16 protein-coding genes and 2 pseudogenes are annotated in these 13,626 nt (G+C 60.5%); 7 read left to right on the plus strand and 11 right to left on the minus strand.

The genetic code is table 11. The features are described 5' to 3' along the window. The first annotated feature begins 111 nt into the window (after window positions 1-111). Window positions 112-864 (plus strand): hypothetical protein, encoded by a 753-nt coding sequence (locus B0G77_RS32970; protein ID WP_133664431.1) that lies wholly within the window; start codon window positions 112-114, stop codon window positions 862-864. Between the two features lie 675 nt (window positions 865-1,539). Here the strand turns inward: B0G77_RS32970 and B0G77_RS32975 are convergent. Then, entirely contained in the window at window positions 1,540-1,944 is a 405-nt protein-coding gene (locus B0G77_RS32975) for a nuclear transport factor 2 family protein (protein WP_133666024.1), read from the minus strand. A gap of 274 nt (window positions 1,945-2,218) precedes the next feature. Between B0G77_RS32975 and B0G77_RS32980 the strand changes: the two genes are divergently transcribed. From B0G77_RS32980 to B0G77_RS32995, 4 genes are all read left to right on the plus strand, one after another. After that, window positions 2,219-3,304, plus strand: a complete 1,086-nt coding sequence (locus B0G77_RS32980) for an IS630 family transposase (RefSeq protein ID WP_133666025.1) — start codon at window positions 2,219-2,221, stop codon at window positions 3,302-3,304. Between the two features lie 168 nt (window positions 3,305-3,472). Further along, window positions 3,473-3,673 (plus strand): DUF2905 domain-containing protein, encoded by a 201-nt coding sequence (locus B0G77_RS32985; protein ID WP_133666026.1) that lies wholly within the window; start codon window positions 3,473-3,475, stop codon window positions 3,671-3,673. Window positions 3,674-3,829: 156 nt separating this feature from the next. Then, window positions 3,830-4,804 (plus strand): NAD-dependent epimerase/dehydratase family protein, encoded by a 975-nt coding sequence (locus tag B0G77_RS32990; protein ID WP_133666027.1) that lies wholly within the window; start codon window positions 3,830-3,832, stop codon window positions 4,802-4,804. 229 nt (window positions 4,805-5,033) lie between these two features. Further along, on the plus strand, window positions 5,034-5,480 hold the full coding sequence (locus tag B0G77_RS32995) for an Ohr family peroxiredoxin (protein WP_133666028.1): 447 nt from the start codon (window positions 5,034-5,036) through the stop codon (window positions 5,478-5,480). A gap of 117 nt (window positions 5,481-5,597) precedes the next feature. Here B0G77_RS32995 and B0G77_RS33000 read toward each other — a convergent pair whose 3' ends face one another. The 8 genes and pseudogenes from B0G77_RS33000 to B0G77_RS33030 all read right to left on the minus strand — a co-directional run bounded on the left by B0G77_RS33000 (window position 5,598) and on the right by B0G77_RS33030 (window position 11,172). Beyond that, window positions 5,598-5,861 (minus strand): hypothetical protein, encoded by a 264-nt coding sequence (locus tag B0G77_RS33000; protein ID WP_133666029.1) that lies wholly within the window; start codon window positions 5,859-5,861, stop codon window positions 5,598-5,600. A 422-nt stretch (window positions 5,862-6,283) separates the two neighbouring features. Beyond that, window positions 6,284-7,042 (minus strand): 2OG-Fe(II) oxygenase, encoded by a 759-nt coding sequence (locus B0G77_RS33005; protein WP_208116532.1) that lies wholly within the window; start codon window positions 7,040-7,042, stop codon window positions 6,284-6,286. Continuing rightward, the gene (locus tag B0G77_RS33010; RefSeq protein WP_279571361.1) at window positions 7,039-7,491 is read right to left on the minus strand and encodes a recombinase family protein; all 453 of its coding nucleotides are present in this window, start codon (window positions 7,489-7,491) and stop codon (window positions 7,039-7,041) included. Before B0G77_RS33010 ends, B0G77_RS33005 begins: the two co-directional genes overlap by 4 nt. Window positions 7,492-7,616: 125 nt before the next feature. Then, a pseudogene (locus B0G77_RS44800) lies at window positions 7,617-7,691 on the minus strand (DUF3562 domain-containing protein); the annotation flags it as partial. Beyond that, window positions 7,661-8,035: an Mth938-like domain-containing protein gene (locus B0G77_RS33015; protein WP_133666031.1), complete on the minus strand. Its 375-nt coding sequence runs from the start codon at window positions 8,033-8,035 to the stop codon at window positions 7,661-7,663. The pseudogene B0G77_RS44800 and the gene B0G77_RS33015, both read right to left, overlap by 31 nt. Window positions 8,036-8,390: 355 nt before the next feature. Then, a pseudogene (locus B0G77_RS33020) lies at window positions 8,391-8,521 on the minus strand (IS3 family transposase); the annotation flags it as partial. 407 nt (window positions 8,522-8,928) lie between these two features. Beyond that, window positions 8,929-9,954 (minus strand): IS110 family transposase, encoded by a 1,026-nt coding sequence (locus B0G77_RS33025; RefSeq protein ID WP_133666032.1) that lies wholly within the window; start codon window positions 9,952-9,954, stop codon window positions 8,929-8,931. Between the two features lie 240 nt (window positions 9,955-10,194). Further along, window positions 10,195-11,172 carry an IS5 family transposase gene (locus tag B0G77_RS33030; protein ID WP_133665138.1) on the minus strand — a complete coding sequence of 326 codons (978 nt, stop codon included), beginning with the start codon at window positions 11,170-11,172 and terminating at the stop codon, window positions 10,195-10,197. Window positions 11,173-11,336: 164 nt separating this feature from the next. On the opposite strand from B0G77_RS33030, the gene B0G77_RS33035 reads away from it, so the two are divergent. Beyond that, window positions 11,337-11,660, plus strand: a complete 324-nt coding sequence (locus B0G77_RS33035; protein ID WP_243751416.1) for a recombinase family protein — start codon at window positions 11,337-11,339, stop codon at window positions 11,658-11,660. Here the strand turns inward: B0G77_RS33035 and B0G77_RS33040 are convergent. Further along, window positions 11,657-11,956 carry a hypothetical protein gene (locus B0G77_RS33040; protein WP_133664562.1) on the minus strand — a complete coding sequence of 100 codons (300 nt, stop codon included), beginning with the start codon at window positions 11,954-11,956 and terminating at the stop codon, window positions 11,657-11,659. The genes B0G77_RS33035 and B0G77_RS33040 overlap by 4 nt on opposite strands. A 13-nt stretch (window positions 11,957-11,969) precedes the next feature. Then, window positions 11,970-13,052, minus strand: coding sequence for an IS630 family transposase (locus tag B0G77_RS33045; protein WP_133666034.1), 1,083 nt, complete (start codon window positions 13,050-13,052; stop codon window positions 11,970-11,972). 62 nt (window positions 13,053-13,114) lie between these two features. Here B0G77_RS33045 and B0G77_RS33050 point away from each other — a divergent pair, with 62 nt between their 5' ends. Continuing rightward, window positions 13,115-13,390, plus strand: a complete 276-nt coding sequence (locus B0G77_RS33050; protein ID WP_279571366.1) for a recombinase family protein — start codon at window positions 13,115-13,117, stop codon at window positions 13,388-13,390. The last annotated feature ends 236 nt before the right edge of the window (window positions 13,391-13,626 follow it).

The raw sequence follows: 13,626 nt of genomic DNA on the forward strand, positions 1-13,626 counted from the left end.
GTGATTGACGTGTAGAACGGTCTCCAGGCATGGGGCGCTAAAATTGTACGTAGCATTGGTCCGTTCCGTGGAACCGATTGCCCCATCCCGATCTATCAACGGCAGGCAACCATGAACACTCACTACGCGTGTTTCGTTCGTCCGGCGCTGGCTGCAATTTGTGTGGCTTCCCTCGCAACGCTCGCCGCTTGCGGCGGAAACGCCTGTATCGGCCTCGACGGTTGCGGTGGCGGAAACGTGACGCCAACCGTCGCTATATCCGGCACGGCCGCCACCGGTAGTGCGCTCGCCAGCGCGACGGTCAGCTTCAGTTGTGTGCAGGGCTCGGGCTCCACCCTGTCCGACGGCGGTGGACACTACGCGATTACGTTCAATGCCACGCCTCCCTGCATCCTCACCGTGACCTCTGGTGGCATTGGCCTGCATTCGCTGGCATTTGCCGGCGGCACCTTCAATACGACGCCAGAGACCGAACTGATGTTTGTCTACATCGCTTCGCAACTCGGCACGAGCGAGAGCGGTCTGATAGCGGGCTTCCCGACCAACTCACAGTTCCAGCAGGTGCTGGCAAACCAGGCCGACGTGCAGGCTGCGCAATCGGCAGTCGTCACGAATCTACAGCAGCGCTATGCGGTCACGCTGACGGCACCGGCGTTTCTAACGACATCCTTTACAGTTGGCCAAATAGGTGTCGACAGCGACCTGGGCGCGCTAGCGGCAGCAGGGGCTCTCGACGCCAATGGCATGCCCGATCAGGCCGCCGTCTCGCTGCTGTCCGCGGCGGGTCTCGCCCATCCGCTTACAGCGACGTCCGCACCTTCTTCCGGCACTGGCAGTACTGGCAGCAACAGCGGAATGATGTGACGTGCGGCGAGCCCGGGGCCATGGAGTCAGTCCCGGTGCCACAAGAGGTTGCGCTCGTCTACTTGGAAGAACACCACCCCTCTTCCTGCTGCGCAGCGTGGGCAGTGAGCATCGTGGACTGGAGTCGGCCAGGAGCGGTCCTACGCTACCGCTGGCGCTCGGTCGTTGGAATAACCGGTTGGGCCCGAGAGCGGTCGTTGTTGTCTTGGGGCGATCATCGACCTTGGCGTTCATTCAAAGAAAACTCGCCCTATATCAACTACCAGCTCTCTTGGCGATATTCGATAACTGGACTTCAGCATAAAGACATGCTTACCAGGCGTGTCGTGCGATGCTGGAGGCGCAGGCGGATAGCCTTCTCCGGTGCGCTGAAACGCCGGGACAGGGCCGAATCCGGCATCCAGATCCGTCCCACGCGAAAAGCGGGCTAGTGAGTGGTGCAACGGGGCGGGCCTTTGACGAAAGAGAATGCCCCGAGCGCGTTATTCGTCAAGCGAAGCGTTGTGGTGACCCACACGAGGCATCCAGGCGCGTGCGGGAGGGGGCGATGTTGCGGATCGATGCACGCCGCCGCTGGTGGTACCGAAGGAAAATTACCGAAGAAAATCGACATGAGGGCCAAACTCGCAGTCGCTGAACGTTGCCTAGGGCTTTAATCAAGGTAGACCAATGTTTCTATCGCCGATGGGCCGCCGCTTCAGCCGCCGTGTCATGGTATTCCTTGAATTTCGTGATTCTTCCGTTTTCGATCATGAAGACGTGAGCCCACTCATCTTCATACGTAATGCCAGTTGAATTTACGCGCCAGCGCTGCACCCCAAGCACGACGACCTTGTCTTCGCTGGCAATAAAATCGAGAGGTTCGAACCGTTCGGCAGTCTGAGTCGCAGCAAGCGCACTGAAGAATTCAGCGACCTCCTGAGGGCCGTGCCTTCTACCAGCGAATGGGATGATCTCTGTAGGCCCAGGTATGAACCAGTCGACATTTTCGGCGAGCGTTTTCAGGACGCCCCCGATGTCGGCCTTGCTGAAAGCATCGTATGCTTGCTGCACCAATTGAACATTTTGTTGCTCGCTCATTGCGCCTCCCATAATCGCCGTTTCGAGATCTTCCTGTATTGCTGCGGAATCGAGGCCATTTCCAGATCATCATAGTCGAGTCACCGAAAACCGCGCTCGCCAACCAGCAAAAAGCTGAGAACCTGCCGGCCGCACCAGGCTCATGGATGGCCGTTGGATCCTAAAATCTGCCGTTGACGTGGTGCCAGGTCCGACGGCAACTAGTGTAGTGCGTCATAAATAATGCAACTTAATTGCGATTTATGAGTCTCCGTTTGCATGGAGGGGAGAACTCATGAGAATCGCGGCGAAAGTTGAGTTAAGCGAAGCACAACGCAAACAGTTAGAGACGTGGGCTACTGGCCGAACGATTCCGGTTCGACTGGCGGAGCGCTCCAAGATGATTTTGCTCGCCGCACAGGGCAAAACAGATAAACAGATCGGTGCGGAACTGGCTATCTGGCGCGGCACGGTCGCGCGCTGGCGCGGTCGTTTTATCACTGACGGCGTGAGGGGAATCGAGAGGGATGAGACGCGACCGGGGCGCAAACCAAAGATCTCCGCGCCTAAGGTCAAGACGATTGTGGCATTGACGACGCAAGGGCGTCCGGATAACGCGACGCATTGGAGCACGCGCAGCATGGCAGCGGTGGTCGGTGTAAGTGCGGCAAGCGTGCGGCGCATCTGGCAGGCGCACGGCCTCAAGCCGCATCGATTAGACAGCTTCAAGGTATCCAACGACAAGCATTTCGCTGAGAAACTCGAGGACATCGTCGGACTGTATCTTGATCCCCCGGAGCACGCTCTGGTCCTGTGCTGCGATGAGAAGTGCCAGATCCAGGCGCTTGACCGGACCCAGCCGGGATTGCCGCTTAAGCGAGGTCGTGGTCAAACGATGACGCACGATTACAAGCGCAATGGTGTGACGACGCTGTTTGCCGCGATGAACACGCTCGATGGGAGTGTCATTAGCGAGTGCAAGACCAAACATCGTCACCAGGAGTGGCTAAGCTTCTTGCGCAAGATCGATCGCGACACGGCTAAGAACAAGGAATTGCATTTGATCGCTGATAACTATGCAACCCATAAGCACCCGGAGGTACAAGCATGGCTTGCCAAGCACCCGCGATTTCACATGCATTTCACGCCCACCAGTGCCTCATGGCTCAACATGGTTGAACGCTTCTTTCGTGACTTATCAGTGAACCAGTTGCGACGTTCGGCGTTCCGCTCGGTACCCGAGCTGATCGGCACGATCGAGCAGTACGTGCAGAAACATAACCGTCATCCGAAACCGTTCATCTGGACAGCAAAGGCCTCTGACATCCTCGCGAAAGTCACGCGTGCCAGAGCCAAGCTTAATAAGATGCAATCCGTTTGACGCACACCACTAGGGGTCGGCTACGGTCCCCCGCCTAGGGCAATTGGCGGCAGAAAGCGTTGTCGAGAGTCCTTCGTCAACGCGGTGGCTCAAAATTCAATCGGCGCGGATACTCCGCCTGCGTGGGGCTATGATGACCTCGTCGGCTACCGTGGGTGACGGCACCCCATGAACCGTTTCCTGATCGTTATTGGCACACTGTGCATTCTTGCCGGCCTCGGATGGCACTGGCTCGTGCGCATCCCGTTCGGCCGGCTGCCTGGCGACATTCATATCGTCCGCGACGGATTCAACTTCCACTTCCCGATCATCACGTGCATCGTGATTTCGGTCGTGGTATCCGCGCTGTTGTGGTTCTTGCGGCGTTGAGCGCGGTGCGCGTCGGAGCACACAATGACGCCGATTGTGTAGGCGCGAAGCGGTCGGAAAGCGGAACTGACGTTGGGTGCGGTGCGGTCGTAATGCCTTTCCCGGTGTGCCAGATCGACCGCGTGCCTCTGGTTGGTCTACTAAACAGGTGCGAACATGGCCGCTGTCTTTCTGACTGGCGCAAGCGGTTTTCTAGGTGGGCATTTGTTGCGTGAACTGCTTGCTGCGGGCCACGAGGTGCGGGCGCTTTCCCGTCGAATTGATTCCGACGCGATCATCGCCGAGCAAGGCGGTGTGCCAATTCGCGCCGAGTTAGCGGATCCCGCATCTCTGAATGTCGTGCTGGCCGGTTGCGAGGCGGTGTTTCATGCAGCGGCGGATACCAGCATGTGGAAGACGAGGGCAGCGACGCAGACGGCTACCAATGTGCAGGGGACCGAAAACCTGCTGAGAGCGGCCGAGTCGGCCGGTGTGGAGGCCTTTGTGCACACGTCTTCAGTCTCGGCGTACTCGCACCTCGCGCGTGAAACGCTCAATGAGTCAGTGCCGCAGCGAGGGGCCGAGAACTGGATCAATTACGAGCGCACCAAGTTCCTCGGCGAACAGGCCGTGCGGCGCTCCAGCGTGCCGTGGATTGTCTTTAACCCCTCCCACATCCTGGGTCCGGGCGACCGTCACAACTGGGCCCGTCTCATCTTGATGGTGGACCGCGAGAAGCTACCGGGCATACCACCGGGCAGTGGTTCTTTTGCCGATGTACGAGAAATCGCCAGGGCTCAGGTGCGTGCTTGGCAACGGCGGCGGTTTGGCGAAAGTTATTTGGTCGGTGGCGAGCATGCAAGCTACGTCGACCTCGTGCACCGCGTGGGCGCTGCATTGTGCAAGCGCACACCTACCGATGCCACGCCGGCGTGGGCATTGATGGCATTCGCTCACCTCGCCGAAGCATCGTCGTGGCTCATTCGAAAGGAGCCTGACGTGACGCCCGAAAGTGCGACGCTGGTCTGCGAAACACTCCGCGTCGATTCGACGAAAGCCATGCGTGAGCTGAACTACGTTGAAACGCCGTTGGACAGCCTGCTTGCAGATACAGTTGCCTGGATGCGGAAAGAAGGCGTGGTCGGGCGCTGATTGCAATCGTCTCGTGGGGCAGCGATCCGGCCATCAAGGGCCATTCAACTTGCGCTAGCGAATGACCGAAGTCCGCCGCACAGCCGCCGCCGAAGAAACGTACATGCCCTATAGTGGATGAAGGATGGTCATTACCGGGGGCTCCGCTCGCCCCTATCAAAGCTCGTCTGCGATTGACGCACATACGAGGAAGTACGGCCCACCCCCCTTCTCCATCAAGGAATCCATCATGACAAAGATCGAAAAAGTCCTATTCACGGGCAAGACCCACACCACGGTCAACCGCGACCCCAATGCCCAGCGCGGCGATCACGGCGTCGTCGACATCAGAACGTCGGCGCCCGATTGTGAAAACCGCGAGTTCATCGCCGCCGAGCCGCACCCGACCGCCGAACAACTGTTTGCGGGCGCCTGGTCGGCTTGTTACATCACTGCGCTCGGGATCGCAGCCTCGCTGAAGAAAGTCACGTTGCCGCCTGACGCTTCCGTGGATATCCAGGTCGACGTGGGCCAGACCGGTCCCGGCTGGTTCCTCGGCGCCCAGTTCACTGTTCGCGTGCCGGGCGTGGCACAGGACGTCGCCGAGGCGATCGCGCACTCGGCCCATCAAATCTGCCCGTACTCGAAGGCTGTGCATGGAAACATCGAAGTCGCCTTGAACGTCGTCACGGCGTGATCCGACAACGCACGCGCCTCTCACTGAACATCTTTTAGTCCGGGTGGCTCGGCTTGACCGAGCCGGAACGGCCGCTTTTGAAGGCGGTGGCGACGTTCGCAGAAACTGGCCGAAGGGCTAGAACGGGTCGATCAGCGACATTCGACCCGCACATCGCGCGGACGCCCGCAGGTTGCGGATCCGGATCCGCGGCGAACGCTGGCGGATCAGGGCGGCGATGAACTCGGGCAGCAGCGCGCGCGGCACGGTAGCCGGCACGTCGGTCACCAGCTGGGGTCGTTTTCGTACATACGGCGCGCTCAGTCCAGGCTGAACAGCGCCCGGTCCGCCGGGCCGCGTGAGAGCCTCATCCATCATTTGCCGGAAGTCGGCTTCAGCCATTTCCCCGCGCTCCACTCGGAGTGCCGTCAGGATTCGGACGTTTGTGTACGGCAGAGGTCAGGAAGCCCCCGTCCCATAACTCCTGGCACCAACTCTGCTTCCGAGATTCAGTCGAGAATTGGCACCCAGCGCCAAGTCATTGATTCTCTTCATTGTGCAGAGCGGCTAACGTACGTTCTCATCCGAATCCTGACGGCACCCCATGTAGCGCGTCGCCGGTTTGCCCCTTGAGCCAGCACCGATGCCGGCGCCCGCGTGCACGTAGGGCGCCTGGCGTTCGACGGAGGAGGTGCGTTCGTGGTTGCTTGCCCGACGTCAATAGCTGCCGCTGTTGGAAATAAAAGCAGGTGTACGTGAGCCGGCCGGCCGCGATCGGTGATGAATACTGGGCCATCGTTGGCGGCCTTCTTGGCACCGCTACATTATGTGCTGACGCGCAATCTTCCGGGTGCCAGCTGCGCACGCGCCTCGGCGTACACCCGCTGCCTCATCCAGCATGCGATGCTCATGCGATCGCGCGTGGCGGGCAGCACCTCGTGTTCAAACTGTGCGGAGAGAAACAACAGCAGCGTTCCGGCGCGCGGAAAGACGTCGTGGTATGACTGATCGGCAAAGTAGAGCCGCAGTGCGCCGCCCTCGGCGTCCTGCCACGCTTCGTTGAGGTAGAACACGGCGGAAATCACGCGGGTGTCGTTGTTACGCAGGCAGTCGAGGTGGCGTGCATATCCGGCGCCTGGCCGATATACCGCGTAGTGCGATTCGCTATCGACCAGGCCGAGAAACAGGTCGCGGTTGAGCGCGATCCGTAGCGCTTCGATGCGATTGGCGAACGCCTGCTGCGGCGTGCTCAGCGCCTCAGGTAGGAACCAGCGCGTGCTATCGCCGCGCAAAAGCGTGGCAGCGTGATCGGCCCCTACACGGGCGGGCGTCAGCAGCTGCGCGTCGTGCATGGCCATGCATTCGGTCGACAAGGCCTGCGTCTGGGTCTGTGACAAAAAGTTCGACACGACACACCAGCCATTGTCGGCGAGTGCGCTCGTCGCGATGTCGAATTCGCTGGATCGAGTATTCATCGAGACATCCATCGCCTCTTCCGGAGCGGCGTCGCTGATCAGGAAATCATCGAGCAGTTCGATTTCCGCTTCAGTCAGAGGTCGTTCCAGAAACTCATCCCCTTTCATTTGCTCTCCCGCTCGCGCTCACTGATACGGGCGCGTTTAACAATATCGAGTACCGTATTCTTACTGATGGCGAGTCGCTGACCGATCTGACGGTACGATTGCCCTGCCTTGACGAGCGCGAGAACTCTCGGTGCGAGCCGGTCGGCCTTCACACGTTGCCCCGGCTGCCGACCGAATGTCACTCCTCGCGCCTGTGCCGCTGCGATGCCAGACCGGACACGCTCACGCAGCAGATCGCGCTCAAACTCGGCCAGCGCGGCCATCATCGTGGCAATTTTTTTGCCTTGCGGCGTGCTGAGATCGAACTGCAATCCGGTCTGGGCGATCAGTGACACACCCCACGCCTGCAAGTCGTTCAACGTGTGGAACAGGTCGAGCGTTGAACGGCCCCAACGAGTCAATTCGGTCACGAGAATCACGTCGATCTCGCCCGATTGGGACATTGCCAATACTGACCTTGTCCCTGAAAATCAGTCATGTTCGTCCCCTGAAGACGTATGTCCAACGCTCAGCATGTTCGGCAACGCTGACCAGGTGATGAAGCGCGTCGTCTGGAAGCCATCGTGTCGACCTACATTTTCGAAACTGTCTCCGCAGGCGTATCGGTCTCAGCAGCGATTACCTGTACAACTTCCTCAGCGTTGGGCTGCGCGACGGTGTCAGGATCGCATTGGTCTGGTCGGGGTGTTCCTTGAGCTTGGCGATGGCTTCCGCTGTCGGCAGGATGACCAGTTTGACCTGCCGACGCTGCGCCTCGTGCTTCACCTCTTCCATCACCGGTAACGCCCCGGTGCCGGTGCCAATCACAAGCCGGTGGCATTTCCAGGGAATGTCCTCTTCGCCGGACAGCGGTGTGTGCCCAAAGGCCTCGCGGAACTTCCTGGAGGGTTTCTTCTTGCGTTTGCGAAACTGCCCGTGGTCGATCACCACGTCATGCTGATAGGTGACCCCATCAATGCGGATGGAACCAAAGGAAAATGCTTCGAAGCGCATACCCACCTCCGCCGGTGTTGTGCTGGCAGCGCTCTCGCAGTCAAGACCCACCGGAGTGACGTCCAACACTGATAACTATAGGTCGGAACCATTCTTGTCCGGCACGAGCGGGCGACCGGCCAGCAGACGGCGGAAGAAGCGCTTGGCTGCCGCCTTGTCCCGCAGCTTCCATACCAGGATGGCTCATACAAACACCCGTTCTGGTCGCTGTAGGGATAACCACGGATGAGGCCACGACGATTCCATCTTCGAAACGAGCCATGCGCACCCCTCGGGTTTGAGTTTCCGGAGGCAGCCAGCGGCGCCTCGCACACCGTGATGCCTCCGCAGCCATAATTGAAAGGAGTCTGAGCGGCGCATGCAAGCGCCGATAGCCGGACCGGCGCCGCTCATGAGCCAATTCGACCAGGCGCCGATTAGTACCCGGTTTTCGCGGTCCGGATAAGGCTGATCGTTCAGCACGCTGCCGGACAACCCGACAAGTTTATCGGTGTCGAGTAATTGGCAGGCGGGTAATCGTGGGCGATGGGCGTTCCGTAGCCGCTGGTCGCGAAGACCCATGCACCGACAGGGTCTTGCAGACAGGTCTAAGGCTACTACAAGGGCTTCCCCATTGAGCGCAAGCACAAATGTGGTTTTCTGTTGTTGCCATGCTGCCTTGAAGGACTGCTGTACTACAACCGGTCATGTTGGGCCAATGGCCCGGACCCTGATGAAAGACGCGCGCGAGGGCCTCGTTCGCTGACCGGGACTGAAATCCCTGTAGCCTTATCAGGCATACCCCGCGCGGGTCCAACCCGCTTCACATCACCGCTGGCAGTGCAAAGTGATCGTTTATTGGCTCATCGTACGTTGCTTCTCGTTGGTGTGCGGTTGATGAATCCGTCTGGAAGTCACGCGACGACCGGGTCGTGCTTGAAGTCGTCGCCGTACTTCAGGACCGCCCATGCCATTCGAGCATTCTTGGCCGCGATCGCCACAGCCGCACGCCAGTAGCCGCGGCGCTCCACGAGGCTTCGCACCCAGCGGCTGAAGCGGTCCTGCTTCTCGCCGAGATTCGCGAGGACGGCGCGTGCACCGTTCACCAGCAGACTGCGCAGATAGGCGTCGCCCGCCTTTGTGATGCTGCCCAGCCGCTGCTTGCCGCCGCTGCTATGCTGTCCCGGCGTCAGGCCAAGCCAGGCAGCCACCTGACGACCGTTGCTGAAATCATGTCCGACACCCAGGCTCGCAAGCAGCGCGCTCGCTGTGGTCGGGCCGATGCCCCGCAATTGCATGAGCCGCCGACTGCGCGCGTCGTAACGTGCTATTTCGCTGATCGCGCGGTCGTATTCGGCCAGCCGGTCCTCGATGTTGCCTGCGTGCTCGAGCAGATCGCTGATGCAGCGTCTGGCCCAGCCCGGCAGTGCCTCGAGAGGAACCGTGATCTCCCTTCGCAGACGCTCCGGGCTCTGCGGCAGCACCACGCCGAATTCGGAGAGCAGGCCACGTATGCGGTTGTAGATCGCAGTGCGTTCCTCGACGAAACCCTGCCGCGTCCGATGCAGGCAGAGCGTGGCCTGCTGGTGTTCGTCCTTCAGCGGTACGAAACGCATGCTCGGGCGCGTCACTGCCTCACAGATAGCCGCCGCGTCCGCCGCATCGTTCTTGCCGCGCTTGCCCGACATCCGGTAGGGTGCCACGAGCTTAGGCGCCATCAGCTTCACGGTGTGGCCATATTGCTGGAACACGCGGGCCCAGTGATGGGCGCCGGAACAGGCTTCCATGCCGATGAGGCAAGGCGGCAACTGAGCGATGAGCGCTGTGAGTTGGTCGCGCATTACGCGCGGCTTGACCAGCACAGCCTTGCCGGACTCGTCCACTCCGTGAATCGCAAACACGTTCTTGGCAAGATCGATTCCGACGGTGACAATTGGCATGGACTTCCCCTCTTGTTGGTGTTGATGAAGGTTCGAGACTCCATCATGGCACTGTGATGCCGATTCGCGGCTTCCGCCGCAGCCTCGGGACGGGGAAGTCCCTTTCATTCGCTGAAGAAGCCATCGTTTTCGCCGACAGCTTGATGCTGAATTTCGGAACGCGAGATCAGCGACGCTACTGGTTCGATTTCCTGGCCCTGAAGGGCCTTGCAAGCGGGTCTCTCGACCCACTTTGGCTGCTTATGGACGCACCTGTGCCATCAGCCGCGTGCGGCTCATGTAGAGGTTGGCCAGCGCGAGTGCAGTAAAGGCGCGCGTGGCGTTCTTCGCGAGGCCGCGATAGCGCACCTTGCCGAAGCCCCACAGCCGCTTGACCACCGCAAAGACGTGTTCGACCCGGGCACGAATCTTCGACTTGTTGCGGTTTTTCGAGCGCTTGGCTTCATCGACTTCACCACCGCGATTGCGCACACGCTGGTTGGTGAAGTCCTTCGCTTTCGGCGCCTTGCTGGCGATGAGTTCCTTCTGGCTCGCATAGGCGCTGTCACCGTACACACGCCGCTCGTCGCCGTGCAGCAGCGCCGGCAGCGGATGCTTGTCATGCACGTTCGCCGCCGTCACTACCGCGCTGTGTGCCAGAGCCGTCTGGCTATCCACACCGATGTGCAGCTTCATGCCGAAGTACCACTGCTGGCCCTTCCTCGTCTGATGCATTTCGGGGTCTCGCGCCTTGTCCGCATTCTTTGTGGAACTGGGCGCACCGATGATGGTGGCATCCACAATCGTGCCGGTGCCTACCTTCAGTCCGCGCCCTTGCAGTACCTCGCCGACCCTGGCGAACAATTGCTCGCCGAGCTTGTTGCGCTCCAGCAGCCGCCGGAACTTCAAGAGCGTCGTACCATCAGGAACGCGCTCGCGCCCCAGGTCAATCCCGACGAATCGCCGCAACGCGGTGCTATCCAGCAGCGCTTCCTCGCAGGCTTCGTCGGCCAGGCTGAACCAGTGCTGCACAAAGTGCATGCGCAGCATGCGCTCCAGACCCACTGGCGGGCGACCGCCTTGACCCTTCGGATAGTACGGCTCGACAACCTCGCACAGTTGCGCCCACGGCACGATCTGCTCCATCGTCTCAAGGAACACATCGCGTTTGGTTGGCCGACGGTACTGTTCAAATCCGGCGCCTTGATCGGCCGCCATCGCAAGGGTCTGTTGTTTCATGCACATCTAACGATTGAACGCCCAATGCCGTTGACCTTTTTCAGCGTAGCCCTAAGCTTAGTAGACGACCGTCAGAATCACCTGATTTTGACGGTCGAAAACGATGCCCTGCAAGGCCCGCCAGGACTGGGGGCTGGGCACCAGAATCGGAGGGGTTTTTGACCATGCGTGCGGCGGTCTATACCCGCGTGTCCACCCCGGACCAATCCACCGACCGGCAACGGCGGGAATTGCGCAACTACGCGAAAGCCCGCGGCTGGAAGATCGTGCGAGAGATGCAGGAAACCGTCAGCGGCGCGTCACAAAAGCGGCCGCTGCGCGAAGAGGTCATGCAACTGGCGCGCACCCGCGCCGTCGATGTGATCCTGGTCCAGGCCTTGGACCGTTGGGGGCGCAGCGTGCAGGACCTGATCCTGACAATAGCGGAATTGGAAGCGCTTGGAGTGGCCTTCGTCGTACCTAGTACAACATCCCGCAAATACGTTTAATAATTATCGGGCTGCAAATAAGGCTGCAGGAGCGTGACGACCACGTCGGCCATTTCGTCGAGCGAACCCGTGCCCGGCAGCGGTTCCCAACGCCCACTATGGCTGCGAAAGGCGGCGCCATATCGATTGCGGCCGAGCTCGGTGAGGCGCGCCACGACGGTTGGCTCCTCATCGTCCAGACGTTTGATCAGCAAGTGGCGCCCGTAGGCTTGCGTGACAATCTGCTCATGGCCGAGCAGGCTGCGCAGTTGACGCTGCAGTTCAGCAGCGTGGTGTTTGGCGGGTACAGCTGGCATCTGCGTTCCTCGATTACGATGCACCGCTTTGCAGCGGATAGCCCCGGAAACTCCATTTGAAGGGGCGTGCGGCCTGATTGTGCTCGCCGACGAACTGCCCGGTGCGCTCGCGCAGGTGCGCGGTGCTGGTGTGGCTGGCATGGCGCAGCACCCGGCGCGTATAACGGGCAAACCAGAGTTCGATCTGATTGACCCAGCTTGCGTGCAACGGCGTGAAGTGGAAATGAAACTGCTTGCCATGCCGCACATTGAACGCCTGCCAGACGGCCTGGGCGCGATGCGAGTTCAGATTGTCCCAAACCACGTGCACCTGTTTGTCCGGGTACGCGGCTGCCACGCGTTCCATGAAGGCTACCAGATCGTCCTGGGTGCGCCGCTCGCGGCACTCTGCCAACACCTTTCCGGTATGCACATCGAGCGCAGCAATCAACGCCTGGGTGCCGTGACGGATATATTCGAATTCACGGCGACGCAGCCGTCCTGGCGCGGGTGCCCGTCCCGGGTGCTTGCGCTCAATGGCCTGAATGCCGGTCTTCTCGTCGATGCTGAGCACTACCGCGTTTCGCGGCGCCTTGCGGTACAGCTTGCAAATCACGTTGACCTTCTCGCGAAAGGCCGGGTCCGGACTGTGCAGCCATTGCCGGACCCGGTGCGGGCGTACGTCGCCGGCCTGCAGAATGCGCTGCACGTGACTGCGGCTGATCTGCCCGACGACGCCACGCTCCACGGCACGCGCCGCAATCTCGTCGAGTGTCGGCGTGACCCGTCCCTCAGGTTCCTGTGCTTCACACGCCAGCGCAATCAACTGCAGTCGCGCTTCGTGCGTGATGCGTGGCGGACGGCCACTGCGCTCGCCCTCGCGAATACCCAGGACACCTTGCCGGGCAATGCGCTTGCGCCACAGGCAGACCGTTTGCACCGAGACACCCAGTTCCCGCGCAATCACCGTATTGGAGTGACCCTCGTGGGCCCACAACGCGATACGCGCCCGCATCACATCTCGCTGCGTAGCCGTTTTCCGCTCAATTAGCGATAGCAGTTCCTGTCGTTCTTTATTCGCCAGCTTCACTGGCGTTGCATGGCGGCCTCGACTCATCCAGACATGATATCCGAGGCAGTTAATTATTCAACCTATTTACGGGATGTTGTACTAGCCAGATCGACATGAGCACACCAGTGGGCCGGATGCACGCGCATTTGCTCTCGGCGATCGCGGAATTCGAAAGGGAGCTTATTCGGGAACGTGTCCGCTCGGGCCTGGCCAATGCACGCGCCAGGGGCAAGCGCCTCGGCCGGCCCAACGCGACACCGCGCCTGGTGAACAAGGGCTTGACCCTGATCAGGCAGGGAAAGACCTACCAGCAGGCAGCCGAGCAATCGGGAGTGAGCATTTCCACGCTACTGCGCGCCCGCAGGAAAGGCAAGGCCGCCTGACAGTCGAAAAAGTCGATCGGTGACGCCAGCCCCCGGAATGGCGCGCTCTCGAGACTGACGTGGCGCACGCCGGCCCGGTGCGGCTTTGTGTGCATGAGTCGCAAGCGGTCTCAGGACCTGGATTCAACAGCGGACACCACCGGTCATGGAACACGATTCGTCGAAGCAGGCTGCCGGCGGTTTTCAGATTCGAGTTGTGGTCCGCGAAAACCGGATCAAGTGCCAACGGCTGCCAG

It is taken from the genome of Paraburkholderia sp. BL10I2N1, from assembly GCF_004361815.1.
GTDB lineage: Bacteria > Pseudomonadota > Gammaproteobacteria > Burkholderiales > Burkholderiaceae > Paraburkholderia.

Excerpts from the sequence above, each read along its gene's own strand:
- B0G77_RS32970 (WP_133664431.1), top strand. The coding sequence starts at position 112 with ATGAACACTCACTACGCGTGTTTCGTTCGTCCGGCGCTGGCTGCAATT.
- B0G77_RS32975 (WP_133666024.1), bottom strand. The coding sequence starts at position 1,944 with ATGAGCGAGCAACAAAATGTTCAATTGGTGCAGCAAGCATACGATGCT.
- B0G77_RS32980 (WP_133666025.1), top strand. The coding sequence starts at position 2,219 with ATGAGAATCGCGGCGAAAGTTGAGTTAAGCGAAGCACAACGCAAACAG.
- B0G77_RS32985 (WP_133666026.1), top strand. The coding sequence starts at position 3,473 with ATGAACCGTTTCCTGATCGTTATTGGCACACTGTGCATTCTTGCCGGC.
- B0G77_RS32990 (WP_133666027.1), top strand. The coding sequence starts at position 3,830 with ATGGCCGCTGTCTTTCTGACTGGCGCAAGCGGTTTTCTAGGTGGGCAT.
- B0G77_RS32995 (WP_133666028.1), top strand. The coding sequence starts at position 5,034 with ATGACAAAGATCGAAAAAGTCCTATTCACGGGCAAGACCCACACCACG.
- B0G77_RS33000 (WP_133666029.1), bottom strand. The coding sequence starts at position 5,861 with ATGGCTGAAGCCGACTTCCGGCAAATGATGGATGAGGCTCTCACGCGG.
- B0G77_RS33005 (WP_208116532.1), bottom strand. The coding sequence starts at position 7,042 with ATGAAAGGGGATGAGTTTCTGGAACGACCTCTGACTGAAGCGGAAATC.
- B0G77_RS33015 (WP_133666031.1), bottom strand. The coding sequence starts at position 8,035 with ATGCGCTTCGAAGCATTTTCCTTTGGTTCCATCCGCATTGATGGGGTC.
- B0G77_RS33025 (WP_133666032.1), bottom strand. The coding sequence starts at position 9,954 with ATGCCAATTGTCACCGTCGGAATCGATCTTGCCAAGAACGTGTTTGCG.
- B0G77_RS33030 (WP_133665138.1), bottom strand. The coding sequence starts at position 11,172 with ATGAAACAACAGACCCTTGCGATGGCGGCCGATCAAGGCGCCGGATTT.
- B0G77_RS33035 (WP_243751416.1), top strand. The coding sequence starts at position 11,337 with ATGCGTGCGGCGGTCTATACCCGCGTGTCCACCCCGGACCAATCCACC.
- B0G77_RS33040 (WP_133664562.1), bottom strand. The coding sequence starts at position 11,956 with ATGCCAGCTGTACCCGCCAAACACCACGCTGCTGAACTGCAGCGTCAA.
- B0G77_RS33045 (WP_133666034.1), bottom strand. The coding sequence starts at position 13,052 with ATGAGTCGAGGCCGCCATGCAACGCCAGTGAAGCTGGCGAATAAAGAA.